The organism is Pseudomonas sp. B3G-3 (genome assembly GCF_028640915.1).
Taxonomy (GTDB): Bacteria; Pseudomonadota; Gammaproteobacteria; order Pseudomonadales; family Pseudomonadaceae; genus Aquipseudomonas; species Aquipseudomonas chlororaphis_I.
The window spans coordinates 24458-48788 of sequence record NZ_JAQZAB010000103.1; the positions used below are offsets into that span (position 1 = coordinate 24458).

Genomic DNA, 24331 nt, shown 5'->3' on the forward strand with positions numbered 1-24331 from the left:
TGCCGGATCAGTGGGCGATCTTTTCCAGGTTGCGCTTGAGGTTGACCATGGCCAGTTGGGACAAGTGCTCGATACGCGGGCGCAGGCTGACCAGGTTGAGGTCGGAGCAGTAATGCAGGGTGCGCTTGAACAGGGTTCCATCCCCGTATTTGCACAACTGATAGTGGATCGAGCCGTCTGCTGGCGGAGAACTGAAGACGATCTTGAACTCCTTGGGAAATACCGCGACCAGTACCCGGCAACTCATGTGGATCTGCAAGCCGAGCAGATCGATGGTTTTGCTGAAGCGATGCCCCGCCGGCAACGAGCCAGCCAGGCCGGTGTCGGCGCGCAGGGAAGCGGGATGCCACTCGTGCCAGCGATCCGGCTGAGTCACGTAGTAGTAGACGGTATCGATCGGCGCGTCGATGTAGAGCTCATGGAAGATGAGCTCGTCCAAAAGGTGCTGCTGACGTTGTTCCATGATGCACCTCCTTGCAGTAGGAGCATCAAATATAGTTGCCCGCGCGCCTGCCATGGAGGCGCGCAAATCAGCCGTTCAGCGGATTTCGAGGTAGCTCGTCAAGAGGGCGATGCAAGGCTTTTCCCGTTGTAAAGGAAGGGCGTCATGCACAGTCGGGTCGTTGCGCAGCAATGTCGTGGAAGATCCCCGCAAGATGGCGTCATGAATGCTCTTAAGAATACTTGGTCACAACTAACCATTTGGTACATTAATGCCCATAAGTTGTCGCTTAGTTGTCATGGGCTGGATTGTTAAACAATTGTTTCAGCTAGCAAAACCGTGGCTTCCAGGCATTTGTATCGGAAATGTACAAAAATTGTAAAAAGCCGAAATATTTATTGGAGAGGTGCTCTGGCGCGCCGATACTCACGGGCATCGTTTCCCTCAATCAGGCTTTTCAGACGCTTATTAGTTGAACTTGCGCAACCCTCTAGTTGGCTGTGCAAGTGGATATAAGGCTATGGAAAAACCCGTACACAGGAGTCTTTTATGACAATTGGATATGTCGGCGGCTGGACCAGCAAAGCCGGTCTGCTGGTGCAGGACACTGGCACCCGGGGCAAGCCGGTCAGCCAGAGCGTCAAGGTCAAGCAGATGCTGGCCCTGGTCGGCCAGAACCCGCTGGCGCTGAACGTGTTCAAGATGGACGAAATGAAGCTGCACAAGCAGATCAAGGGGTTCGATCCGGAGAACATCAGCGCCAAGCAACTGGGCAACATGAGCACCTTCCTCAAGCAGAAGGGCCTGATCAGCGACGTGACGGCGATGACCCTGCTCAACGCCGGCGACAAGTTCGACCGCTTCGGCGTGCAGGCCGACCCGGATGCCAAATTCAACGCCCTGGAGTACTTCGCGATCCAGCTGGACAACATCCAGACCAACAACCTCAAGGGCAACAAGTACGCCAGCTACCTGATCCCCGAGTACAAGAAAGCCATCTACGTGCTGCAGAACCTGCAAAGCTACGGCAAGGGCAACGGCACCACGGTGACCGACAAGAATCACTCCGCCAAGGCGTGAGGCGACAAACAAAGGCCCTCGACCGATCAACCGGTCGAGGGCCTTTTTTGTGGCCGGCCGTCTACCGGTCGAGCAGGGCCATCACCGCTTGCGGGTAACGCTCGCCGGCGGTGGCGTCGGGGCTGAAGATCCGCTCCAGGGCCAGCAGTTCATCGGCGCTGAGGTGGACCTGCAGCGCGGCGACGTTCTCTTCCAGGTACTTGCGTTGCTTGGTGCCCGGAATCGGGATCAGGTAATCGCCCTGCGCCAGCACCCAGGCCAGGGCCAGTTGCCCGGTGGTGGTGCCCTTGGCCACCGCGAGTTGCTTGACCTGTTCCACCAGCAGCAGGTTCTTGGTGAAGTTCTCGCCCTGGAAGCGTGGGCTGAAACGCCGGTAGTCGTCGGCGGCGAAATCTTCCGGGCTCTTCAGGGCGCCGGTGAGAAAGCCTCGCCCCAGTGGGCTGTAGGGCACAAAGGCGATGCCCAGGCGTTGGCAGGCCGCAAGGCAGCCGTTGTCTTCCTGGTCGCGGCTCCACAACGAATATTCGCTTTGCAGGGCGCTGATCGGATGCACCTTGTGGGCCCGCTCCAGCGTTGCCGCCGAGGCTTCGCTGAGGCCCAGGTAGCGAACCTTGCCGGCCTGTACCAGCTCGGCCATGGCGCCGACGGTTTCCTCGATGGCCACGTCCGGGTCGATGCGGTGCTGGTAATACAGGTCCAGGGTTTCCACGCCCAGGCGCTGCAGGGTGCCGTCGATCGCCTGGCGAATGTAGTCGGGGCGGCCGTTCACTCCGCGCGCCGCCGGGTCGCCGGGGTCGCGGACAATGCCGAATTTGCTGGCCAGGAACACCTGGTCGCGTTTGCCGCGGATCGCCTGGCCGATCAGGATTTCGTTGCTGTGGGGCCCGTACATGTCGGCGGTGTCCAGCAGGTTGATCCCCAGCTCCAGGGCGCGATGCAAGGTGGCGGTGGCCTCCCTGGTATCAGTGCCGGTGGTGTAGAAGTCGGTCATGCCCATGCAGCCAAGGCCGATGGCGGATACCTGCGGGCCGTTCTTGCCCAGTTGACGGGTTTGCATAGGAGAAGCTCCGTTGGATGATGTGGCGGCCATTGTTCTCCTCGACAAAAACAAGATAAACCGGCTAAAAGCGCTATCACTATTCGTTATTTCTAAATAATCCGTGACAGGCCAAGCCAATGGACCGTTTTAACGCCATGCGTGTGTTCACCCGTATCGTCGACCTCGGCGGTTTCGCCAAGGCCGCCGACAGCCTGCAGATGCCCCGGGCTTCGGTGACGGTGTTGATCAAGCAGCTGGAGGCGCATCTGGGCGTGCAACTGCTGTTGCGCACCACCCGCCAGGTCACGCCGACCCTGGACGGTGCTGCCTACTACCAGCGCTGCGTGCGGCTGCTGGCCGACCTCGAGGAAACCGAAGCGGTGTTTTCCGTGGCGCGGCACAACCCGCGCGGCACCTTGCGCATCGACATGCCGGCGGGGATCGGGCGGCTGGTGGTGATCCCGGCGCTGCCGGCGTTCTCCGAGCGTTATCCGTTGATCGACCTGGAAATCGGCCTCAACGACCGGCCGGTGGACCTGATCCGCGAAGGGGTGGACTGTGTGTTGCGCGGTGGCCTGTGCCTCGACGATTCACTGGTGGCCCGGCCGTTGCTGGCGCTGGAGCAGGTGACGTGCGCCAGTCCCGCCTACCTGCGCCAGCGCGGTGTGCCGCAGAGCCTGGACGACCTGGGCGGGCATCAGATGATCGAATACTTCTCCAGCGTCAGCGGCAAGCGTTATGGGCTGGAGTTCGAGGTGCAGGGCCAGGTGCTGTTGCCGGAGCTGCCCAAGCAGGTGTCGGTCAACAGCGCCGATGGTTACCTGGCCGCCTGCGAGGCGGGCTACGGGCTGGTGCAGACGCCTTATTACCATGTCGCCCAGCAGTTGGCCGAAGGTCGGCTGATCGAGGTGCTCCGGCACATCCCGCCACCCAGGATGCCGTTGAGCGCGCTGTACCCGCCGCACCGGCACCTGTCGACGCGGGTCAGGGTGTTCGTCGACTGGCTGGTGGAACTGTTCGCCCAGCCGGGGATTCACAACACCCGGCTGGCGTAGCTCGACAGTAAAGACAGACGCCCGCGGCGAGGCGGGCGTCGGGCAATTTCGTGGTGGGGTTACAAGAGGGAAATACTGGCGGGCTGGGTGACTTAGCGAGGGTAGTGGTAGCCGGGGCCGCCGTCGTAATGGCGGTGATGCCAGCCGTCGTGAGGGAAGATGATGCAGCCGGACAGGGTCAGCATCGCCAGCAGGGGAATCAGCCAGGTGATTCGACGGAACATCGTGCAGTCCTCAAAGGGCTCTTGGGGTTTTAACCGCCGCGATGCAGCGAAAACTTTTCGGCGGCTGTAACATGAGACCCCGTTTGCCCGCGCCCATCCCCGATTCTCGGTAGGCGTTTGGCATCTGTTTCGATACAGAATCGATACATTTTCAGGCGGCATTTTCAGGCCGCACCTTTACAGGTTCAGGAACCCGCAATGACCCAGAAGCAACGCTTGATCTATTCGATTGTGATTTCCCTGGTGGTACTGGGAATCATGCTTGGCCTTTCTTACCTGCAGAACGCCGGGATGATCACCGAGAAAATGTTCCAGTACATCGCCATTGGTGTGGCGGTGACCGTGGTCGTGATCAATGGCGTGATGCGGCGCAAGGTCAAGCCTTGAGATACACCCCCCGACGGCCTCAGTCGCGGCCGTCGAGTATGGCTTCAGCCTGTTGATGCAGGCTGAAGCTCTTGTCTGCATTGAGGGTGATCACGCCTTCGCTGCACAGCCGCTTCAACACCTCGCGCACGCTGAGGAACGACAGCGGGATATCCAGCTCCAGCAAATGACTGTGAATGCCACGCACCCCCAGGGCGCGCTGGTTTTCGGCTGCCTGCAGCAAGGCATCGATGACTTTCAGGCGAATCAGGCTGGTGCGCAGGCCGAAGCTCTTGAGCAGGTGCCTGATGCGTTCGTTGCGGTTGCGCTCGGCTTGCTTGCCGAAGACACCGGCGCCGGCGTTCAGGGAGGACGCGGGTTGTGCGGTGTGGCCATCCGTTGGCAGTTGCGGGTCGTACATGCAAAAACTCCTTTTCAGAGCCTGATCAGGAAAATGACGGGTGCTCTCATATAACTAGACGAATGAGCCGCGCAAATCATGAGGAATCAGATGTAGAAAATTTGTCAGGCCTTTGTCGTCGCCAGGTCGGCGGGCGATCTGCGCCTGGCGCCGAGCCGCTAAATTTTCCGTGGCGGTTTCGTCTGTAAGGGCAGGCGGGCCTTGGCTGATGCCGGGCGGCGCCGTCCTTTCCAGGCTGGAATCCGTGTCCTTGTGCCGCATCTCGCGCCAGCTCGGGTTCTGCGTTTTTTCGATCAGGAGTCGGCGTGATTATTTCCAGGCAGTTGCCCAGGTTTTGCCTTGCGGGTTTGTTTCTCGGGTTGAGCCTGGGGGCTCAGGGACGCGAGGTACAGGGCGGCGAGGCGAGTGCCGATATTCGCCGTACCGGTTTTGGTGTCCCGCATATTCGCGCCGCCGACGAACGCGGGCTGGGTTATGGCATCGGCTATGCCTACGCCCAGGACAACCTGTGCCTGCTGGCCAACGAAGTGCTGACGGTCAATGGCGAGCGCTCGAAGTACTTCGGCCCGCAGCAACAGACCGTCGAGCAACGGGAAAACCTCACCAGCGACCTGTTCTTCAACTGGCTGAACACGCCTCAGGCGGTGTTCGGCTTCTGGCAGGCGCAGACGCCGCAGGTGCGGCAACTGATCGAAGGGTATGTCGCCGGCTATAACCGCTCCCTGGCCGAGCGTCGGGCCCAGGGCCTGCCCGAGCAGTGCCAGGGTGACTGGGTACGGCCGTTGACCGCCCTGGACCTGGTCAAGCTTACGCGTCGGCTGTTGGTGGAAGGCGGCGTCGGCCAGTTCGCCGAAGCCTTGGTGGGCGCGACACCGCCATCGGCCACGGCGCAGCTGAAGCAATCGGCCCAGGTCTTCGCCGAGGCGGATGCCCGCGGCCAGCGTTTCGCCCTGGACCGCGGCAGCAACGCGGTGGCCGTGGGGCGCGAGCGCTCGTTCAATGGCCGCGGCATGCTGCTGGCCAACCCGCATTTCCCGTGGGTGGGCGGCATGCGTTTCTACCAGATGCACCTGACCATTCCCGGCAAGCTGGATGTCATGGGCGCCGCCTTGCCCGGCCTGCCAATGATCAATATCGGTTTCAGCCAGCACCTGGCCTGGACCCACACGGTGGACACCTCCAAGCACTTCACCCTGTACCGCCTGCAGCTGGACCCCAAGGATCCGACCCGCTACCTGCTCGACGGCCAGTCCCTGCCGCTGGACAAACAGACGCTCAGCGTCAAGGTGAAGGGTGAGGACGGCCAGCTCACCACTGTCAGCCATAGCGTCTACAGCTCGCAATTCGGCCCGCTGGTGCAGTGGCCCGGCAAGCTGGACTGGGACAACCGCTTCGCCTACAGCCTGCGCGACGCCAACCTGGAAAACGACCGGGTGCTGCAACAGTGGTATGCGATGAACCAGGCCCGCAGCCTCAAGGAGCTGCAAGCGTCCGTGCATCAGCTGCAGGGCATTCCCTGGGTCAATACCCTGGCGGTGGATGACCAGGGCCAGGCCCTGTACATGAACCAGTCGGTGGTGCCCAACGTCAGCGCGGAAAAACTCGCGCGTTGCAGCGACCCGCGGATCGGCACCCAGCTGATTATTCTCGACGGTTCCCGCGCGGCCTGCGCCTGGGACATCGACCCGGCTGCCGCGCAAAAGGGCATCTACCCGGCCAGCCAGCTGCCGCAACTGCTGCGCGGCGATTACGTGCAGAACTCCAACGACTCGGCATGGATGGTCAACCCGGCCGCGCCGCTGCAAGGTTTCTCGCCGCTGATCAGCCAGCAGGACCTGCCGCTGGGGCAGCGCGCGCGTTTTGCCCTGAATCGCCTGATCGGCACGGGCCAGGCCACGCCGCTGAGCGCCGCCGACCTCAAGCACATGGTGATGGACGACCAGGTGTACCAGGCCGGGCAGGTGATGCCGGACCTGTTGCAGTTCTGTGCCGCCGACCTGGGCAGCGATGCCCGGGCCCTGGCGCCGCTGTGCGCCAGCCTCGAGGCCTGGGACCGCAGCGCCAACCTGCAAAGCGGATTGGGCCTGGTGCATTTCCAGAACGTCATGGAACAGCTGGAGGCGGTCGACGACCGTTGGCGCGTGACCTTCGATACCCGGGACCCGCAGCACACGCCGCGTGGCCTGGCGATCAACCGGCCGCAGGTGGCCAAGGCGCTGCGCGAGGCGATGCTGGCTTCGGTGCAACAGGTGGCCGAGTCGGGCCTGAAGGCCGACAGCCGTTGGGGCGATATCCAGGTGGTCAGCAGCGGCGGCCGGCAGACGCCGATTCATGGCGGCCCGGCCAGCCTGGGCGTGTACAACGCGATCCAGAGCGTCCCCGCGGCCGACGGCAAGCGTGAGGTGGTCAGCGGCACCAGCTACCTGCAAGTGGTGACTTTCGATGACCAGGGCCCGCATGCCCAGGGCCTGCTGGCGTTCTCGCTGTCCAGCGACCCGGCGTCGCCGCACTCGCGGGACCAGACCGAGGCGTTCTCGAAGAAGCAGTGGCGGGTGTTGCCGTTCACCGAACAGCAGATCCAGGCGGACCCGCAATATCGGTTGCAGGTGATTCACGAAGTGGACGATCGGTTGCGCAAGCTCGCGACCCAGTAAGCGCGTTCAACCGGGCATCAAGCGCAGGCCGCACCCGCGAGGGTAGCGGCCTTCAGCTTTTTGGCGTGGTGCCTGGCAGCGAATTGATGACCGGGTTGCCGTCCTGGTTGCGGGTCAGGTACACCGGCAACACCTTGGGCAGCGTGGTCACCAGGCTCTTGACCGCGCTGACGTCGTAGATGCCGCCGACCCGAATGTTGCCCGTGGCGCTGTCGGCCAGCATCACCGGCTTGCTGAGGTAACGGTTGATCAGCGGCAGGGCCTCGCCGAGCGCCAGGTTGTCCAGCACCAGCTTGCCCTGGCGCCAGGCCAGCGAGCTGTCGTTGGCATCGGTCTGGCTGATCTGCGGCTGGTGATCGCCCTGGCGATAACGCGCCTGCATGCCCGGATCGAGACGGAAGCCGCCATCGGGGTGGCTGTTGTCGCTGTTCACCAGCACCGAACCCTCGAGCAGGGTGACCCGTACCTGATCCTCGTACATCCAGACGTTGAACTGGGTGCCGGTGACCCGGACCTCGCCGCTGGCGGCCTTGACCACGAACGGGTGGCTGCTGTCATGGCTGACCTTGAAGAAGGCTTCGCCTTTTTTCAGGGTGACCCGGCGCTGATCCTTGTAGTTGCTGTAGGTCAGCTCGGTGCCCAGGTTGAGTTCGACCTGGCTGCCATCGGCCAGGGTCACCTGGCGCATGCTGCCGTCGGCCTGGAAATGTTCGTAGGAGGAGGGCAGCCAGCCCAGGCTCCAGCCGCTGTAGGCGGCCAGGGGCAGGGCCAGGGCGCTGATCACCGCGGCCATGCCATAGGCGCGCCAGGGTTTGCGTGGCGCCAGGGGCAGGACGGTGGTGGCTGGCGGGCGTGGCAGATGGTCGGCGACTTCCCAGATTTCCCGCATCGCTTCGTATTCGAAGGCATGCAGCGGGTGGGCGTCGCGCCATTGCTCGAAGGCCTGGCGTTCGGCGGCCGTACAGTCCGCGGCATGCAGACGCATGCACCACTGCGCGGCGGCATCGGTGATGGCGTCGTATTCGGCTTCTGTAAGGTGCTGTTCGCTCATTGGCTCTTCCTGGTTTCGCGCATTCTACCCTTCGCAGCCAGGCTTGTAGAACCGCCGTCATGGCTGATGCCTATCAAAAGTGGCACTTATTTTTGCCTCGAAGCCCCTGCAACACCGGGCTTTGGCCAGCAGTATCCACAGTTGGAGTGAAAAAATGATCAAAAACACACGGTCGGCTGTCATCGCTACTGCCACCTTTGTTTGCCATCCTCGGCTGACGGCCTGTTCGCGGCTACTCTGTCAGTTCCTGGCATCGCCTGTGCGAGGTCATGGCCGTGGTTGACAGGGCGCGCGCAAAGCGTTGTTTAATCGTCGGGCGCACTCACCCACGTGCATCTTCATACGCTGTAGCCCATTCCAATAATTAATCCGGAGCTCCAGATGTCTGTATCACCCCCGGCTGTTGAAACACCGCAGGAACACCTGTCGCTCGAGGCACTGGTGACGCTGCTGGAAACGATCTTCCTGCGCCATGGCACCAGCGCCGAAGTGGCGCGTTGCCTGGCGCAGAACTGTGCCGCTGCCGAACGCGACGGCGCCCACAGTCATGGCGTGTTCCGTATTCCCGGTTACGTATCGACCCTCAATAGCGGCTGGGTCAATGGCAAGGCCGTGCCGGTGGTCGAAGACGTGGCCCCGGCCTTTGTCCGGGTCGATGCGGGTAACGGTTTCGCCCAACCGGCGCTGGCGGCGGCGCGGGCGCTGCTGGTGGAGAAAGCGCGCCACGCCGGGATCGCCATTCTGGCCATCCGCAACTCCCATCATTTCGCCGCGCTGTGGCCGGACGTCGAGCCATTCGCCGAGGAAGGGCTGGTCGCCCTGAGCGTGGTCAACAGCATGACCTGCGTGGTGCCCCACGGCGCCGATCGGCCGTTGTTCGGCACCAACCCGATCGCCTTTGCCGCGCCCCAGGCCGCTGGCGATCCGATCGTCTTCGACCTGGCCACCAGCGCCATCGCCCATGGCGACGTACAGATCGCCGCGCGCAAGGGCGAACGCCTGCCGCCGGGCATGGGCGTGGACGGCCTCGGCCAGCCCACCGACGACCCGAAAGCCATCCTCGAAGGCGGCGCGCTGCTGCCGTTCGGCGGGCACAAGGGTTCGGCGCTGTCGATGATGGTCGAGTTGCTGGCGGCGGCGCTGACCGGTGGCCATTTCTCGTTCGAGTTCGACTGGTCCAACCATCCCGGCGCGAAGACGCCCTGGACTGGCCAGTTGTTGATTGTCATCGATCCGAGCAAGGGTGCCGGGCAGAATTTCGCCGAGCGCAGCCAGGAGCTGATCCGGCAGATGCACGGCGTAGGGCTCAAGCGCCTGCCGGGGGATCGCCGCCATCGCCAGCGGGAAAAGTCCCTGCGCGAGGGGATTGCCCTGGACGCTGCGGAGTTCAAGCAACTGCGGGAGTTGGCCGGGCTTTAAAACGCGGTTTCAAAACGCAAGGACCAGGCGAGCATGACGCTGGCCTGGTCCTTTTTTCACGGGCGGCAAGGCTTGTTACGAACGACGTCCCAGCAACAGGCCCACCACCAGGCCGACGCCGGCGGAGATGGCCACGGTCTGCCACGGGTGGCCGCCGATGTACTGCTCGGTGGCTTCCACCACCGGCTTGCTGCGCTCGCGCACGCTGGACACCGAGTCCAGCGCCTGCTTGAGTTTCAACCCGACCTGCTGGCGCAGGTTTTCGCCTTCCTCACCGACCAGCGATGCGCTGCTTTTCAGAAGCTTTTCCGATTCCTCGATCAACGCCTGGAGCTCGCTGAATTCCTGGTCCTTGATTTGTTCGTCAGCCGCTTGCGCAGCAGTTTTACGAGCCATTGAGTTACTCCTTGCGGGTCAGTGATGCGATGAACAATGGAGTCGCGGGGCTGGCGAAAAGTTGCAGATATTTTCTCCACCCGCGCCATGCCGGCGGGAAAACCCCAGCCGTCACAGTGTAAGATGTCGGCTATTTTACGCAGCAGGAAATTCCCATGAGCTTCAATCTGGCCAACAAGACTCTCGCCGAGCGTGCAGAGATCGAAGATGAAAAGTCCCGTCTGTTCGAGCTGTGGCAGAGCAACCTGGGCAAGGCCAAGGGCGAAGCCGCACGGTTGTTCGGCGAGCGCGGCAAGCGCAAGGGCAAATGGGCCGAATGGGTGCGTGCAGAGCTCGACGGCATGTCGCCGCCGGAATACGCCAACATGGTGCGCAGTGAAGTCAATCGCCTGATGGCGGCGAACAAGTAAGCTCGAAGCTGGCGACGATCGCCTCGCGCACTTTCAGCACCACCGGATCGATCTGCGCGCTGGTGCGCCAGCCCAGTTCGATCGGGTAACGCGGCAGGTCCAGCGGGCAGGGCAGCAGCGCCAGCCCGGTCAGTTCGGCGATGCTTCGCGCGGCATGGGCCGGAATGGTCGCCACCGCCTGGCTGCCCTTGAGCAGATGGGGCAGCGCGGCAAAATGCGTGGTCGAGGCGCAGACCTGGCGACTCAGCCCCAGGGCCGCCAGACCCTCGTCGGTAATCCCGATAAACCCTTGCGACGACACCAGCACATGCTCGCGGGCGACGAACTCGTCGAGGTCGATGGCCTGCTGTCCGGGCCTCAGGCTCGCCGGGTCCGCCAGGCACAGATAACCACCTTCCCCCAATACCTGGCGGCTGAGCATGCGTTCGGCGAAGCCGCCGGCGCTGATGGCCAGGTCGATGCTGCGCTGCAACAGCGCTTCGCCGACGATCTGGCTGTGGCTCTGGCGAAAGATCAGGCGCAGCTTCGGCGCCCGCCGGGCGACTTCCTCGATCAGGCGCCGGCCGTAGGCAATCTCGAAATCGTCCGACAGCCCGATCGCCACCGAGCGGCCCTGATAATGGCTGGCATGGGGATCGACCATGGCCAGGCTCTGCCGGCATTTGTTCAGGGCCTCGCTGACCACCGGCTTGAGCTGGTTGGCCCGCAGGGTCGGCGCCAGGCCGCGCCCGGTGCGCACGAACAACTGATCGCCGTACAGCTCGCGCAGGCGCCGCAGCGCCGCGCTCATGGCCGATTGGGTGACGCCCAGGCGCAGGGCGGCGCGACTGGCGCTGGATTCGTCGTGCAGGGCTTCGAAGGCCTTGAGCAGGTTGAGATCGACCTGGGCGATATTCATCTGGTTCATATCATTCAGTATCAGGATGGGCTTTCTGCATGATCGGCGAGCGCCGGACAATGGGCAACACTTCACCGCCACAGGAGTTTTCCCGATGTCCAAGTCCGTTGTCGCCGCATTGCAGATCGGCTCCCTGCCTGGAGGCAAGGCCGATACCCTGGAGCAGATCCTGTCCTATGAGGACGCCATCATCGAGGCCGGCGCGCAGTTGGTGGTGATGCCCGAAGCCTTGCTCGGCGGCTACCCCAAGGGTGAGGGCTTCGGCACCCAGCTCGGCTATCGCCTGCCGGAGGGCCGCGAGGCCTTTGCCCGCTATTTTGCCAACGCCGTCGAGGTGCCGGGCGCGGAGACCGAGGCCCTGGCCGGCCTGGCGGCGCGCACCGGGGCCAACCTGGTGCTGGGGGTGATCGAGCGCGCCGGCAGTACCCTGTATTGCACGGCGCTGTATTTCGACCCGCAGCATGGCCTGGTGGGCAAGCACCGCAAGCTGATGCCCACCGGCACCGAGCGCCTGATCTGGGGCAAGGGCGACGGTTCGACCCTGCCGGTGCTGGACACCCAGGTCGGCCGGGTCGGCGCGGTGATCTGCTGGGAAAACATGATGCCGCTGCTACGCACCGCGATGTACGCCAAGGGCGTGGACGTCTGGTGCGCGCCGACCGTGGACGAGCGCGAGATGTGGCAGGTCAGCATGCGCCACATCGCCCATGAAGGCCGCTGCTTTGTGGTCAGCGCCTGCCAGGTACAGGCGTCACCCCAGGAACTGGGGCTGGAGATCGCCAACTGGCCGGCCGAGCGCCCGCTGATTGCCGGCGGCAGCCTGATTGTCGGGCCCATGGGCGAGGTGCTGGCAGGGCCGCTGGTGGGCCGTGCCGGCCTGCTGACGGCGCAGATCGACACCGCCGAGCTGGTGCGGGCGCGCTACGACTACGACGTGGTCGGCCACTATGCGCGCCCGGATGTGTTCGAGCTGACGGTGGACGAACGGGCCAAGGCCGGCGTGCGTTTTATCTGAGGCGACGCCATTGCTCGCGGGTGATTTCCCAGATATCACGGGGCAATCGCCCGCAGACAAAGTCGTCTTCGTCACTGCGGATCAAGCGCATGCCGCTGCGCTCGGAAATCCGCCGCGAGGCCAGGTTCGGCGCGGCCTTGGGCACCCGTATCAGCTCGCGCCCCAGCACTTCGAACCAGTACTCGGTGACCGCCGCGCTGGCCTCGCTCATGTAGCCCTGGCCTTGCCATGCTGGAGCCAGCCAGAAGCCGCGGTTGTTGTCGGTCTGGTCCATCAGGCTGACATTGCCGATCAGTTGCTCCGGCGCGCTGTTCAGGCGGATCGACCAGTGCCATTCCTCACCGCGCTCCATGGCCGGCAGCGCCAGGTCGCGCAGATACGTCAGGGCGCCATCGGCGGGATAGGGCCAGGGCACCCGCGCATTGAGATAACGCACCACTTCCCAGTGCGCAAACTGCTGCTGGACAGCCTCGGCATCGGCCAGCTCCAGCGGGCGCAGGATCAGGCGTTCGGTGTAGAGGGTGGGGGTCGGCTTCATGTTCGCGGCACATTCCTTGTGTGGATCGGGTGTGGTTTTTCAGCGTCCGCCTAGCACCAGACGCTCGCTGAGAAAGTCGACGAACACTCGCAGTTTCGGCAGCAGATGTCGACTGCCGGGCCAGAGCACAGAGAACTTGCCGCTGTCGATCTGATAGTCGTCCAGCACCGACACCAGCGAGCCGTCGGCCAGCGCCGGGCGCACCACGAAATCCGGCACGAAGGCGAGGCCCAGGCCCTGGGTGGCGGCGAAGATCAGTGACTCCAGGTTGTTGCTGGTCAGGGCGCTGCGCAGCACCAGCGGCGGCGCGTCGTTGGGCAGGCGCAGTTTCCACTCCTGTAGCTGCGGGGTGCCGGGAAACTTGTAGCGCAGGCAGGCATGCCGCTCCAGGTCCCGGGGGCACTCGGGCACACCATGGCGGGCGAAGTAGTGCGGGGCGCTGACCAGCACGAAGCGGAACGGCCCCAGTGTGCGGGACTTGAGCTGGGAGTCCGCCAGCTCGCCACTGCGGATCACCGCGTCGACGCCTTCGGCGATCACGTCGATCAGCCGGTCATTGAAATCCAGGTCCAGCTCGATGTCCGGGTAGCGTTCGGCGAACTCCGGCAGGATCGGCAGCAGCATGCGATAGCCGATCGCGGGCAGGCTGACCCGCAGCTTGCCGCGGGGCTTGTCGCTGATGCGCGCGAGCTCGGCCTCGGCGTCCTCCACCTCGCCGACGATGCGCTGGCAACGTTCGAAGAACAGCGTGCCTTCGTCGGTCAGGCTGATGCGCCGGGTACTGCGATTGAGCAGGCGCACGCCGAGCCGTTCTTCCAGGCGGGCCAGGCTTTTGCCCACCGCCGAGGCGGAGAGGCCCAGGCGTTCCGCCGCGCCGACAAAACTGCCGGCCTGCACTGTGCGCACAAAGGCCAGCATGCCACTGAGGTTGTCCATGGGGATCTCGATTGGAGCGTTTATGTCCGTAAAGAACGGACTTGAGCCCTGTTTGTGGGTGATTGCGGCGAATCTACCATTGATCGCACTTTAACGTTCCCCCCTGAGGTGCCGATGTATTCGCCAACCGATGTGCCTGCCGCGTTCGCTGACGCTGTCGCGGGCGGTTCTTCCTACGCGGTGCTGGCCGCGGTGTGCCTGGCGGCGCTGATCCTGCCGCTGACCTTCGTCGGCGTGGCGGTGGCGACCCCGGCCATTGGCCGCGAGTTGGGCGGTGGCCCCCTGGCCCTGAGCTGGATCACCAATGCCTTCATGCTGAGTTTCGGCAGCGTACTGATGGCCGCTGGCACCCTGGCCGACGAGTACGGGCGCAAGCGCGTGTTCAGCCTCGGTGTCGGCCTGTTCGCCCTGACGTCGCTGGCCCTGGCCTTCGCGCCTTCGGTGCTCTGGCTCGACCTGTTGCGGGCCGTGCAGGGGCTGGCCGGCGCGGCGGCGCTGGCGGGCGGTTCGGCGGCCCTGGCCCAGGAGTTCGAGGGCCCGGCGCGGACCCGCGCCTTCAGCCTGCTGGGCACCACCTTCGGCGTCGGCCTGGCATTCGGGCCGATCCTCGCCGGGGTGCTGATCGAGGCCTACGGCTGGCGCTCGATCTTCGTCTCCGGGACCTTGATCGGCGGCCTGTCGCTGCTGTTCGGCGTGCCGCGCATGCAGGAGTCCCGCGACCCGGACGCGGCGGGTGTCGACTGGCCCGGCACCTTGAGTTTCACCGCGGCGCTGGTGGCGCTGACCTGGGGCATCTTGCAGGCGCCGCAAAGCGGTTGGGGCAGCCCGGTGGTCTGGGGCCTGCTGCTGGTGGCTCTGCTGGCGTTGTTGCTGTTCATCGTGGTGGAGCTGCGGGTCAAGCGGCCGATGCTCGACCTGTCGCTGTTTCGTTACCCGCGCTTTATCGGCGTGCAGCTGCTGCCGATCGCCACCTGCTATTGCTTCGTGGTGTTGCTGATTCTGCTGCCGATCCGCTTTATCGGCGTGGAAGGCTACAGCGAGATCGATGCCGGCTTGATGATGATCGCCTTGTCCGTACCTATGGTGGTGGTGCCGTTGCTGGCGGCGTGGCTGACCCGCTGGTTCAGCGCCGGGACCCTGTCCAGCGTCGGCCTGGTGATTGCCGCGCTCGGGCTCTATCTGCTCAGCCGGATCGCCCCGGGGCAGGCGCCGGCGGCCAATGTCTTGCCCATGCTGCTGATCGGCCTCGGTGCCGGTTTGCCCTGGGGCTTGATGGACGGGCTGTCGGTCAGTGTGGTGCCCAAGGAACGGGCGGGGATGGCCACCGGCATCTTCAGCACCACCCGGGTAGCGGGCGAGGGCATTGCCCTGGCCCTGGTGGTGGCCCTGCTGGCCGGCTTGCTGCAACTGTCCATGGCCGCGACGCTGCCGGAGCATCCGCAGTTGCCGCTGGCCGCCCAGCAACTGGCCAGCGGCAACCTGCAGGCCAGCGCAGCGTTGTTGCCCGAGCTGGGCCGGGAGCTGTTGCTCGGGCTCTACGCCAAGGCCTTCACCTGGCTGTTGTATGCGTTGATCGCCATCACCCTGGTTGCGGCGCTGGTGGTGCGGCTGATGCTGCACGAGCCGCGCCGGGCTTGAGGGCGGTCAGCGGAACTCGAAGAACTCGTAGTGCAGGTTGCGCTCGGGAATTGCGTATTCGCGCATCAACGCCTTGACCCGCGCCAGCAAGCCCTTGGGCCCGCAGAAACTGATCTGGATCTGTTGTGGATCGGTTTCGCTGGCCAGCCGTTTCAGGGTTTCGCCCAGGCGGTCGGCGCCGTCGGTGTGGCCGATGAAGTCCACCCCGCGTTCCTCGGCCAGGCCCTGCAAGGTTTCGATGCTGGGGAAGGCCCGTGACGGGTTGCAGCAGTAGACCAGGGTCGCCCGGTCGAAGCGCCCGGCGGCGGCATCCTGCAGCCAGGAGATAAAGGGCGAGATACCCACGCCACCGCCGATCCAGATCTCCCGGCCGGCATCGAGCCGGCGCTTGAAGCGGCCATAGGGCGCGTAGAGGTCGGCGAGCATGCCGACCTTGACCTGCTGGCGCAGCTTCTGGGTGTAGTCGCCCAGGGCGCGGATCACGAACTCGATGCGCCCGTCGCTGGCGTGGGCGCTGGCGATGGTGAAGGGGTGCGGTTCACGCAGGCCTTTTTCGCGCATGGCGAGAAAGGCGAACTGCCCGGCCTTGAAGGCGAAGCCGCGGTGCAGCGGGGTCAGCTCCAGGTGCAGGGAGTTTTTCTCCAGGGTCACCGCGCTGACCCGGTATTCGCCGGCCTTGGCCAGCAACGGATACAGCAGCAGCTTGTACAGGGCGCCAAGCAGGCCCAGGCCGCAGAGTGCGGTGAGCCAGATGCCCGAGGGGTTGTCCAGGGCGATCGGCGACTTGAAGCTCAGCCAGTGCAGGATGACGATCGCGAACAGCGGCCCGGACAGCTTGTGCCACCAGCGCCACTGGCCGTAGGGAATGTTGCGGTTCAGCGCCAGCAGCACAATCAGGCCGAGGGCGATGTAGCTCAGCTGCCGCACCATGCGCGTCCAGTACTTGGACAGCTCGATGATCGGCATGCTTTGCCAGAGATCCAGGTTGGCCTTGAACACCAGGTGATAGCTGGCGAAGACCAGCGCCCAGATGCCCAGCCACTTGTGGCTTTCATAGACCCGGTCGAGGCCGCCGAACAGTCGCTCGACCCAGCGCCAGCGGCTGGCCAGCAGGCAGGACAGGGCCATATAGGCCAGCGCCGTGGCGCCGAGGACCAGGCTCAGGGTGGCGGAGGTCAGCCAGGTGTCGCTGGGGATTTCCAGCAGCACGGTGAGGGTGGTGATCAGCAGGACGCCGACCACCGAGTACCAGGTTTTCAAGGGGGACACCTCCAGAAAGATGGCGCCAGTGTCGGCGCACAGGATGGGCTGCGGGCGGGTGAGGGCGCAGCCGGGGTGAGGGGGGTAGTTTACTGGCAGAGCGGCAGCCCTGGGCTGATCTGCATCAGCGCTCGCTCAGTGCGGGTCGGGCAAGGGGTTCTCCACCAGCCAGTCCTGGGCGAAATCCAGGTAGGCGCGGACGATGTTCGAGGGCGGGCGCTGGCTCGGGTAAAGCAGGTGCAGCTGTTGTTCGGGCATCGGCAGGCGGGGCAGCAGGGCGTGCAGGCGACCGTCGCGCAGCGCTTCGGCGGCGAGAAAAGCCGGCAGCTCGGTGACCACCTTGGCGGTCAGCGCCAGCTGGCGCAGGTGCAGGTAATCATTGGCGGCGAACAGCGGGTCGGGGCTGTAGGACTGGTCGCCCAACTGCCACTGTTCCCGGGCATCGGCATGGCGCGACCAGACGGCGCAGGGAAAACCGCGAAGGTCGGCGGGGGTTTGCGGGGTGCCGAGGCGCTCCAGCAGCAACGGGCTGGCGACCAGCAGATGCCGGTAGCTGCCGAGCAGGCGCGCCGGGCGATCCTCGTCGAACAGCGGCCCGGCGCGCAGAGCGACGTCGACCCCATCCTGCGCCAGGTCGCTTTCCCGCTCACTGGTGTAGACCGCGACCTGGACCTCGGGATGGCGCCGCTGGAACTCGGCCAGCAGTTTCCACCAGCTCTCGAACGCCGCCGGCACCGACACGCTCAGGCGGCCCTGCAAGTGAATTCGATCATTTCTGACAGCCTGTTCGCCCTCGGCCAGGGCCTCGATACCGCGGCTGGCGTGTTCGTAGAGCTGGCTGCCGGCGGCGGTCAGCCGGGTGCCGCGGGCGGAGCGTTCCAGCAGTTGCACGTTGAGGCTGCGTTCCAGTTCACGGATGCCCCGGCGGATGGTGGCCAGCGGTAGTTGCAGCAGGTTGGCGGCGGACGAAATGCTGCCGCATTGGACCACGCTGACAAACATCCTGGCGGCGTTGAGATCCATGAGCGCTCCCTGTCGAATGTAGGGGAAAGCCTATCAGCTGCGGCTCTGCCCGATCAAAAAAGCGCGGTCCGCGGGCGATTTTTATCGCCGGTTTTTCGCCCGCGCGAGAGGCTGTATGGGGGACGTGTGAGGGGTAAGCACGACAACTGTGTTCTCGACCCGACTGAGTGCGTCTAGCAGCGGTAGCTTCGCGGCGGTGCGAGGCACGAAGTGCGAGTCTGAACATGCAAGCGTTGTTGAACGAGATCCTCGACGAGGTCCGTCCCCTGATTGGCCAGGGCAAAGTGGCCAGCTACATTCCGGCGCTGGCCGACGTGCCGGCCAACCAGCTGGGGATTGCCGTGTATGGCAACGATGGCCAGGTGTTCAGCGCCGGCGACGCCGATACGCCGTTCTCGGTGCAGAGCATTTCCAAGGTGTTCAGTCTGGTGCAGGCCATCGGCCATTCCGGCGAGGCGATCTGGCAGCGCCTGGGGCATGAGCCTTCCGGACAGCCTTTCAACTCGCTGGTGCAGCTGGAGTTCGAGCGTGGCCGTCCGCGCAACCCGTTCATCAACGCCGGGGCGCTGGTGATCTGCGATATCAACCAGTCGCGTTTCGCCGCGCCGGCGCTGTCCATGCGCGATTTTGTGCGGCGTCTGTCCGGCAACATGCAGGTGCTGGTGGACGGCCGCGTCGCCGATTCGGAATACCAGCACCGCGCGCGCAATGCGGCGATGGCCTACCTGATGCAGTCCTTCGGCAACTTCCACAACGATGTCGAGTCGGTGCTGCGCAGCTACTTCAGCCACTGCGCGCTGCGCATGAGCTGCGTCGACCTGGCGCGGGCCTTCTGCTTCCTGGCCAACGACGGTTTCTGCAAGCACAGCGGCGAGCAGATCCTCACGGCGCGCCAGACCCAGCAGGTCAACTCGATCATGGCCACCAGCGGCCTGTATGACGAAGCCGGCAATTTCGCCTACCGCGTCGGCCTGCCGGGCAAGAGCGGCGTGGGTGGCGGCATCGTCGCGGTGGTGCCGGGGCAGTTCACGGTGTGCGTGTGGTCACCGGAATTGAACGCGGCGGGCAATTCCCTGGTGGGCATGGCGGCGCTGGAATTGCTGAGCCAGCGCATCGGCTGGTCGGTGTTCTAAGGGCGGCGGGAGCATTGCGGCCGGTTGCGGGTGCTGCGCACCCGATCGCAGGCTGCGCCAGCGGCTACAGGAATGCGGTGCTTGTGTAGCCGCTGCCGAGCCTGCGAGGCTGCGCTCGGTTTGGGCGGCATTCCGACGTAGCAACCGCAAAGCCTGAGTCCGCGGTCTGTCTGGATAAACGCGTTGGCAGGCTTGGCGACGGCTGCGCCGCCGGCTACAGGGAAGCGTGCGATTACCAGGTGAAGTTGGCGGTCTTCGGCAGGCTCAGCTGGCCTTTCTCGACGAAACGCATAGTGCCGAACGGGCCGCCGGCGAGCTTGCCGCGCAGCACGTAGGGCAGGTCGTCGAGGCTTTGCGTCTGGCTCAGGCCCAGGGTCTGGCGCAGCACGGCGAAGGCCGAGACGCTGACCGGCACCACCAGCACACCCTCGGAGAAACGCCCGATGCTGCCGCTCTGGTCGCTGACCCCGGAGGCCAGCGGCCGGCCGTTGACCTCCAGGTCCAGGGCCACGCCGTTGTAGTTGATCGCGGTTTCGTTGGGGTTCTGCAGGCGCAGCTTGACGGCGAAGCGCACTTCCAGGTCCTGGCTGGGCAGGGGTTCGATACCGACCACATTGATATTCAGCGGATCGTGCTGGGGAAACAGGGCGCAGGCGCTCAGGCTGAGCAACAGCAAGGAAAGGGTGAGGCCGAGGAATCTGCGCATTGGAAGCTCTCTGCAAAGAAAGAAGGCAGTGTTGAATCTATCGCGCCCGGGTCTGCACCACAAACCGAAGGTTGCTTGAGGGGCGCCATCTTCTGTAGGAGCCAGGCTTGCCGGCGATGAGGCCGGCAGGGCTGGTAGTGAGCTTGAGGCCTGCCGGCTGGTGGTGTCGCCACCGACGCCATCGCGAGCAAGCTTCGCTCCTACAGAAACACATTGTGCTTACGCGTTGGCTTTGGCGCTTACATCCGGGTCCTGCATGACCTTGAGGGTCGCCGCTTCCGGGTCGAACTCGTCTTCTTCCAGCTCGATGAACTCTTCCGGCAGGAAGATGTTCAGCAGGATCGCGCACATCGCGCCCACGGTGATCGGCGATTCGAAGATGTTGTGCAGCGCCTTGGGCAGTTCGCGCAGGACTTCCGGCACCGCCGCCACGCCCAGGCCCATGCCCAGGGAAATCGCCACGATCAGCACGTTGCGTCGATGCAGCCCGGCTTCGGCGAGGATCTTGATCCCGGCCACGGCCACGGTGCCGAACATGATCAGGGTCGCGCCGCCCAGCACCGGCTTGGGCATCAGTTGCAGCACCGCGCCGATCACCGGGAACAGCCCCAGCAGCACCAGCAGGCCGGCGATGAAGTACGCCACGTAGCGACTGGCCACGCCGGTCAGCTGGATCACCCCGTTGTTCTGGGCAAAGGTGACCATCGGCAGGCTGTTGAACACCGCCGCCACCATCGAGTTGAAACCGTCGGCCAGCAGCCCGGACTTGATGCGCTTGATGTACAGCGGGCCCTTGACCGGTTGTTGGGAAATCATCGAGTTGGCGGTCAGGTCGCCGGCCGCTTCCAGGGGCGAGATCAGGAAAATCACCGCCAGCGGAATGAAAGCGATCAGGTCGAAGGAGAAACCGTATTTGAACGGCACCGGCACGCTGACCATCGGCACTTCCGGCATCGTCGCCAGGTCGACCCGGCCCAGCAGCCAGGCGACCACGAAACCCAGGGTCAGGCCGATGACGATCGAGCCCAGGCGCAGCATCGGATGACTGAAGCGGTTGAGTACCACGATGGTCAGCAGTACCAGGGCGGCCAGGCCGAGGTTGCTGGCGGCGCCCAGGTCCGGCGCGCCGAAGCCACCGGCCATGTCGGTGACCGCCACCTTGATCAGCGACAGGCCCATCAGGGTGATGATGGTGCCGGTGACCACCGGGGTGATCAGCTTGCGCAGCTTGCCGATGAACTGGCTGAGGAACATCTCGATAAAGGCCGCGCAGAAGCAGATGCCGAAGATGGTCGAGAGGATTTCCTCGTTGCTGCCGCCGCGGCCCTTGACCATCAGCCCGGCGCTGAGCAGCACGCTGATAAAGGAAAAGCTGGTGCCCTGCACGCACAGCAGCCCGGAGCCGATCGGCCCCAGGCGCCGGGCCTGGACGAAGGTGCCCAGGCCCGAGACGAACAGCGCCATGCTGATCAGGTAGGGCGTTTCGTTCTGCAGGCCCAGCACGCCGCCGAAGATCAGGGTCGGCGAGATGATGCCGACAAAGCTCGCCAGCACATGTTGCAGCGCGGCGAAGATCGCCGCGCTGAAATGCGGGCGGTCCTCCAGGCCATAGATCAGGTCGGACTTGTAGCGCGGCGTGGAGCGATCAGGTGCGGTCATGGGAAAAGCCTGCCAATGACGTGTCGATAGGGCATGAAACACGTGGAGAAAAGGGGCGCGACGCGGGCTGTCGGAGGACGTAAGGCAAAATCTGCGGACCCGGTCAGAAAAATGGAGGCGCAGGATGCCAGAAAGGCGTCGGGGCCAGAAGGGTTGATTTAACGCCGCGCCACAACGCACTACAGGCCGCGCGTTCCTCCTGATCCACCGCGGACTCAGGTTTTGCGGCAACTGCGTTGCCGATCGCAGCCTCGCGGGCTCGGCAGCGGCTACAAAGGCACCGCGTCCGTAGCCGCAGCCGAGCGTCAGCGAGGCTGCGATCGAGCTGGGCGGCATTCCGACAAAGCGCTCGCCAAACCAGGCACCGCGTTTCTCCAGCGAGGTCAGAGTTCGCTACTGACAGATCCTGACAGGGGGCTCTGTTAAGCTGCGCCGATCCTTCCCTGCCGAGCCTGATGACGTGTCGCGCACCACTCGTTTGTTGACCCTGTTGCAAGTGCTGCGCGGCAAGCGCTGCCCGGTGACCGCCGCGGCGCTGGCGGCCGAGCTGGAGGTGTCCGAGCGCACCCTGTACCGCGACATCGCCGAGCTGACGGCCCTGGGCGCGCCGATCCATGGTGAGGCGGGGATCGGTTATGTGCTGCGCAGCGGCTTGTTCCTGCCACCACTGATGCTCAACGCCGACGAGACCGAAGCCATCGTCCTCGGCCTGCGTTATGTCGACCAGCGTGGCGACGAGGTGCTGGGCAAGGCCGCCGCCGATGCCCTGGCGAAGATCGCCGCGGTGCTGGCCCCGGCGGCCCAGGAAGCCTTGCACAACCCGACGGTGCTGCCCGGCCCGCCGGCTTATTGCTACCCGGAAAACGTGGTGCCGCTGAACGTGTTTCGCCAGGCGATCCGCGAGCAGGCCAAGCTGCACATCGATTACGCCGATGTGAACAAGACCCCCAGCCAGCGCCTGATCTGGCCGCTGGCCCTGGGCTTTATGAACGAGGCGCGGGTGATAGTCGCCTGGTGTGAGCTGCGCGATGATTTCCGCACCTTTCGCACCGACCGGATCGCCGCCGCGAGCGAGCAGGGCCAGCGTTATCCGGGGCGTCGCAGCGACCTGTTGCGCACCTGGCGCCAGCGCATGCAACTGGACGATGCCGGGCGTTTCACTCCTGACAAGAACTGACGCGACGGCGTTTTAGCATGGCTCCAGCAACGATAAACAAGGAGCCGCAGTACCATGTCCAGCACAGCCACTTCTCTCGCACCGGCCATCGCCGCCTACCTTGCAGCCACCAATGGTCGTGACAGTTCGGCGGTCGCCAGTTTCTTCGCCGAAGACGCCCAGGTGTTCGATGAGGGCCAGCATCAGGCCGGCACCCGCGCCATCGCCCAATGGATGGAGGACACCGCCCGCCGTTACCAGCCACGGCTCGAGGTGCTCAAGGTCCAGCAGCGCACCGGCAAGGTGCTGGTGGACAACCTGATTTCCGGCAGCTTCCCCGGCAGCCCGCTGGAATTGCGCTACGTGTTCCGCCTCGACGAGCAGGGCAAGATCGCCCGGCTGGATATCTCGCTGTAGCCGTCGCGCCCGCGCTCGCTGTAGCCGCTGGCGAAGCTTGCGATCGGCAAAGCAGTTGCCGTGCGCGTTCTGCCTGACACACCGCGTGCCCGGGTTTTGCGGCAACTGCGTTGCCGATCGCAGCCTCGCGCTGCTCGGCAGCGGCTACATAGGCGTCGTGTTCCTTGTAGCCGCTGCGGAGCGACAGCGAGGCTGCGATCGACCTGGGCGGCATCCCGACGCAGCGGTCGCCAGGCGAGGCATGGCATACTGCGCGGCCCATTTGCGGATGCGTGGATCCCATGCCTTTCGATTCTCCCCTCAGCGCCTATCAGTACGCCCTCCAGGAGCGCGGTTTTGTCGCCGACGAGGCCCAGGAGCGGGCGATGCGGGCCCTGCAGCAGTGCCATGTCGCCCTGCATGAAGGGCGCAAGTCGATCACCGGGGTCTATCTGTGGGGCCCCGTGGGCCGGGGCAAGACCTGGCTGATGGACCAGTTCTATCAAAGCCTCGAGGTGCCGGCGCGGCGTCAGCACTTCCACCATTTCATGGGCTGGGTCCACCAGCGCTCATTCCAGCTGACCGGCACCGCCGACCCGTTGCAAGCCCTGGCCCGCGAGCTGAGCGAAGAGGTGCGGGTGCTGTGTTTCGACGAACTGTTCGTCAACGACATCGGCGACGCGATCATTCTCGGGCGCCTGTTCCAGGTGATGTTCGAACAGGGCGTGGTGATGGTCTGCACCTCCAACCAGCCGCCGCAACAGCTGTATGCCGACGGTTTCAACCGCGAGCGGTTCCTGCCGGCAATCTCGGCGATCGAGGCGCATCTGCAGGTGGTGGCGGTGGACGGCGCCCAGGACCATCGCCTGCACCCGGGGGCGCTGACCCAGCGTTATTGGCTGACCCCGGCCGGCCAACCGAGTGCCCTGGGCCCGGTGTTCGAACAGCTGGCGGCGGGGCAGGCGGCGTCCAGTGCGGTACTGCCGGTGGGCTACCGCGAGGTCCAGGTGATCAAGGCCAGCGAGCGGGTGCTCTGGTGTCGTTTCGCCGACCTGTGCGAGCAGCCGTTCGCCGCCATGGACTTCATGGCCCTGTGCGACCGTTTCAGCGCGATCCTGCTCAGCGAAGTGCCCGAGCTCAGCGCGCAACAGCGCCCGGGGCGGATTGCCCGGGGCACCGAGGACGGCGCCGAGCGAGTGGTGGCCGGCGATCGCGAGCTGCCGCAGTTGTCGATCCACGATGACAGCGTGCGGCGGTTCATCGCCCTGGTGGACGAGTGCTACGACCGCAAGGTGCCGCTGTACCTCGAAGCGCGAGTACCGATGGAGGCCTTGTACACCGAGGGCTACCTGGAGTTTCCATTCCGCCGTACCCTCAGTCGTCTGAAGGAGATGCAGCTGCAGCGTTTCGGCTGAA

The 24331-nt window shown here is 64.7% G+C and carries 25 protein-coding genes; 12 read left to right on the top strand and 13 right to left on the bottom strand.

Features of this window, described 5'->3' with window-relative positions; translation table 11 throughout:
* Window positions 1-7: 7 nt before the first annotated feature.
* On the bottom strand, window positions 8-463 hold the full coding sequence (locus PVZ80_RS13665) for an SRPBCC family protein (protein ID WP_009048832.1): 456 nt from the start codon (window positions 461-463) through the stop codon (window positions 8-10).
* Window positions 464-991: 528 nt separating this feature from the next.
* Here PVZ80_RS13665 and PVZ80_RS13670 point away from each other — a divergent pair.
* Entirely contained in the window at window positions 992-1522 is a 531-nt protein-coding gene (locus PVZ80_RS13670) for a hypothetical protein (RefSeq protein ID WP_101282394.1), read from the top strand.
* A 61-nt stretch (window positions 1523-1583) separates the two neighbouring features.
* On the opposite strand, the gene PVZ80_RS13675 is transcribed toward PVZ80_RS13670, so the two are convergent.
* A complete protein-coding gene (locus PVZ80_RS13675; protein WP_053268962.1) occupies window positions 1584-2579 on the bottom strand; it encodes an aldo/keto reductase in 996 nt (331 codons plus the stop codon).
* A gap of 119 nt (window positions 2580-2698) precedes the next feature.
* Between PVZ80_RS13675 and PVZ80_RS13680 the strand changes: the two genes are divergently transcribed.
* Window positions 2699-3616 (top strand): LysR family transcriptional regulator, encoded by a 918-nt coding sequence (locus tag PVZ80_RS13680; protein WP_028682404.1) that lies wholly within the window; start codon window positions 2699-2701, stop codon window positions 3614-3616.
* Between the two features lie 92 nt (window positions 3617-3708).
* On the opposite strand, the gene PVZ80_RS13685 is transcribed toward PVZ80_RS13680, so the two are convergent.
* Window positions 3709-3840, bottom strand: coding sequence for a hypothetical protein (locus PVZ80_RS13685; protein ID WP_009048836.1), 132 nt, complete (start codon window positions 3838-3840; stop codon window positions 3709-3711).
* 198 nt (window positions 3841-4038) lie between these two features.
* Here PVZ80_RS13685 and PVZ80_RS13690 point away from each other — a divergent pair, with 198 nt between their 5' ends.
* Window positions 4039-4227, top strand: a complete 189-nt coding sequence (locus PVZ80_RS13690) for a hypothetical protein (protein ID WP_007928588.1) — start codon at window positions 4039-4041, stop codon at window positions 4225-4227.
* A gap of 19 nt (window positions 4228-4246) precedes the next feature.
* Here PVZ80_RS13690 and PVZ80_RS13695 read toward each other — a convergent pair whose 3' ends face one another.
* Complete coding sequence (locus PVZ80_RS13695; RefSeq protein ID WP_009048837.1) at window positions 4247-4627, bottom strand: hypothetical protein; 381 nt, start codon at window positions 4625-4627, stop codon at window positions 4247-4249.
* A 305-nt stretch (window positions 4628-4932) separates the two neighbouring features.
* On the opposite strand from PVZ80_RS13695, the gene pvdQ reads away from it, so the two are divergent.
* Window positions 4933-7281, top strand: coding sequence for a bifunctional acylase PvdQ (gene pvdQ, locus PVZ80_RS13700; RefSeq protein WP_273864063.1), 2349 nt, complete (start codon window positions 4933-4935; stop codon window positions 7279-7281).
* Between the two features lie 52 nt (window positions 7282-7333).
* Here pvdQ and PVZ80_RS13705 read toward each other — a convergent pair whose 3' ends face one another.
* The gene (locus PVZ80_RS13705) at window positions 7334-8332 is read right to left on the bottom strand and encodes a FecR family protein (protein WP_273864064.1); all 999 of its coding nucleotides are present in this window, start codon (window positions 8330-8332) and stop codon (window positions 7334-7336) included.
* 381 nt (window positions 8333-8713) lie between these two features.
* On the opposite strand from PVZ80_RS13705, the gene PVZ80_RS13710 reads away from it, so the two are divergent.
* Entirely contained in the window at window positions 8714-9751 is a 1038-nt protein-coding gene (locus PVZ80_RS13710; RefSeq protein WP_009048840.1) for an Ldh family oxidoreductase, read from the top strand.
* Between the two features lie 75 nt (window positions 9752-9826).
* Here PVZ80_RS13710 and PVZ80_RS13715 read toward each other — a convergent pair whose 3' ends face one another.
* Complete coding sequence (locus PVZ80_RS13715) at window positions 9827-10147, bottom strand: DUF883 family protein (RefSeq protein WP_009048841.1); 321 nt, start codon at window positions 10145-10147, stop codon at window positions 9827-9829.
* Window positions 10148-10302: 155 nt separating this feature from the next.
* On the opposite strand from PVZ80_RS13715, the gene PVZ80_RS13720 reads away from it, so the two are divergent.
* Window positions 10303-10557: a hypothetical protein gene (locus PVZ80_RS13720; RefSeq protein WP_007928582.1), complete on the top strand. Its 255-nt coding sequence runs from the start codon at window positions 10303-10305 to the stop codon at window positions 10555-10557.
* On the opposite strand, the gene PVZ80_RS13725 is transcribed toward PVZ80_RS13720, so the two are convergent.
* Window positions 10529-11464, bottom strand: a complete 936-nt coding sequence (locus tag PVZ80_RS13725) for a LysR family transcriptional regulator (RefSeq protein WP_016704762.1) — start codon at window positions 11462-11464, stop codon at window positions 10529-10531. The genes PVZ80_RS13720 and PVZ80_RS13725 overlap by 29 nt on opposite strands.
* An 85-nt stretch (window positions 11465-11549) precedes the next feature.
* Between PVZ80_RS13725 and PVZ80_RS13730 the strand changes: the two genes are divergently transcribed.
* A complete protein-coding gene (locus PVZ80_RS13730; RefSeq protein WP_016704764.1) occupies window positions 11550-12470 on the top strand; it encodes a carbon-nitrogen hydrolase family protein in 921 nt (306 codons plus the stop codon).
* On the opposite strand, the gene PVZ80_RS13735 is transcribed toward PVZ80_RS13730, so the two are convergent.
* Together PVZ80_RS13735 and PVZ80_RS13740 are read right to left on the bottom strand one after the other, a co-directional pair.
* Window positions 12463-13008, bottom strand: a complete 546-nt coding sequence (locus PVZ80_RS13735; RefSeq protein ID WP_273864065.1) for a GNAT family N-acetyltransferase — start codon at window positions 13006-13008, stop codon at window positions 12463-12465. The genes PVZ80_RS13730 and PVZ80_RS13735 overlap by 8 nt on opposite strands.
* 39 nt (window positions 13009-13047) lie before the next feature.
* Window positions 13048-13944 (bottom strand): LysR family transcriptional regulator, encoded by an 897-nt coding sequence (locus tag PVZ80_RS13740; RefSeq protein WP_009048845.1) that lies wholly within the window; start codon window positions 13942-13944, stop codon window positions 13048-13050.
* Window positions 13945-14058: 114 nt separating this feature from the next.
* Between PVZ80_RS13740 and PVZ80_RS13745 the strand changes: the two genes are divergently transcribed.
* Window positions 14059-15582, top strand: a complete 1524-nt coding sequence (locus tag PVZ80_RS13745; RefSeq protein ID WP_273864066.1) for an MFS transporter — start codon at window positions 14059-14061, stop codon at window positions 15580-15582.
* 6 nt (window positions 15583-15588) lie between these two features.
* On the opposite strand, the gene PVZ80_RS13750 is transcribed toward PVZ80_RS13745, so the two are convergent.
* Both PVZ80_RS13750 and PVZ80_RS13755 read right to left on the bottom strand, forming a co-directional pair.
* Window positions 15589-16842: a ferredoxin reductase family protein gene (locus PVZ80_RS13750; protein WP_273864067.1), complete on the bottom strand. Its 1254-nt coding sequence runs from the start codon at window positions 16840-16842 to the stop codon at window positions 15589-15591.
* Window positions 16843-16977: 135 nt separating this feature from the next.
* Window positions 16978-17865 carry a LysR family transcriptional regulator gene (locus PVZ80_RS13755; protein ID WP_273864068.1) on the bottom strand — a complete coding sequence of 296 codons (888 nt, stop codon included), beginning with the start codon at window positions 17863-17865 and terminating at the stop codon, window positions 16978-16980.
* Between the two features lie 224 nt (window positions 17866-18089).
* On the opposite strand from PVZ80_RS13755, the gene glsB reads away from it, so the two are divergent.
* On the top strand, window positions 18090-18998 hold the full coding sequence (gene glsB, locus PVZ80_RS13760) for a glutaminase B (protein ID WP_009048849.1): 909 nt from the start codon (window positions 18090-18092) through the stop codon (window positions 18996-18998).
* 232 nt (window positions 18999-19230) lie between these two features.
* Here glsB and PVZ80_RS13765 read toward each other — a convergent pair whose 3' ends face one another.
* Complete coding sequence (locus tag PVZ80_RS13765; protein WP_009048850.1) at window positions 19231-19704, bottom strand: LEA type 2 family protein; 474 nt, start codon at window positions 19702-19704, stop codon at window positions 19231-19233.
* A 219-nt stretch (window positions 19705-19923) separates the two neighbouring features.
* Window positions 19924-21363: a nucleobase:cation symporter-2 family protein gene (locus PVZ80_RS13770; RefSeq protein ID WP_009048851.1), complete on the bottom strand. Its 1440-nt coding sequence runs from the start codon at window positions 21361-21363 to the stop codon at window positions 19924-19926.
* 460 nt (window positions 21364-21823) lie between these two features.
* On the opposite strand from PVZ80_RS13770, the gene PVZ80_RS13775 reads away from it, so the two are divergent.
* The 3 genes from PVZ80_RS13775 to zapE all read left to right on the top strand — a co-directional run bounded on the left by PVZ80_RS13775 (window position 21824) and on the right by zapE (window position 24330).
* Window positions 21824-22540 carry a helix-turn-helix transcriptional regulator gene (locus PVZ80_RS13775; RefSeq protein WP_009048852.1) on the top strand — a complete coding sequence of 239 codons (717 nt, stop codon included), beginning with the start codon at window positions 21824-21826 and terminating at the stop codon, window positions 22538-22540.
* Between the two features lie 54 nt (window positions 22541-22594).
* Entirely contained in the window at window positions 22595-22936 is a 342-nt protein-coding gene (locus tag PVZ80_RS13780) for a nuclear transport factor 2 family protein (protein ID WP_009043734.1), read from the top strand.
* 281 nt (window positions 22937-23217) lie between these two features.
* Complete coding sequence (gene zapE / locus PVZ80_RS13785) at window positions 23218-24330, top strand: cell division protein ZapE (RefSeq protein ID WP_273864069.1); 1113 nt, start codon at window positions 23218-23220, stop codon at window positions 24328-24330.
* Window position 24331 lies beyond the last annotated feature (1 nt).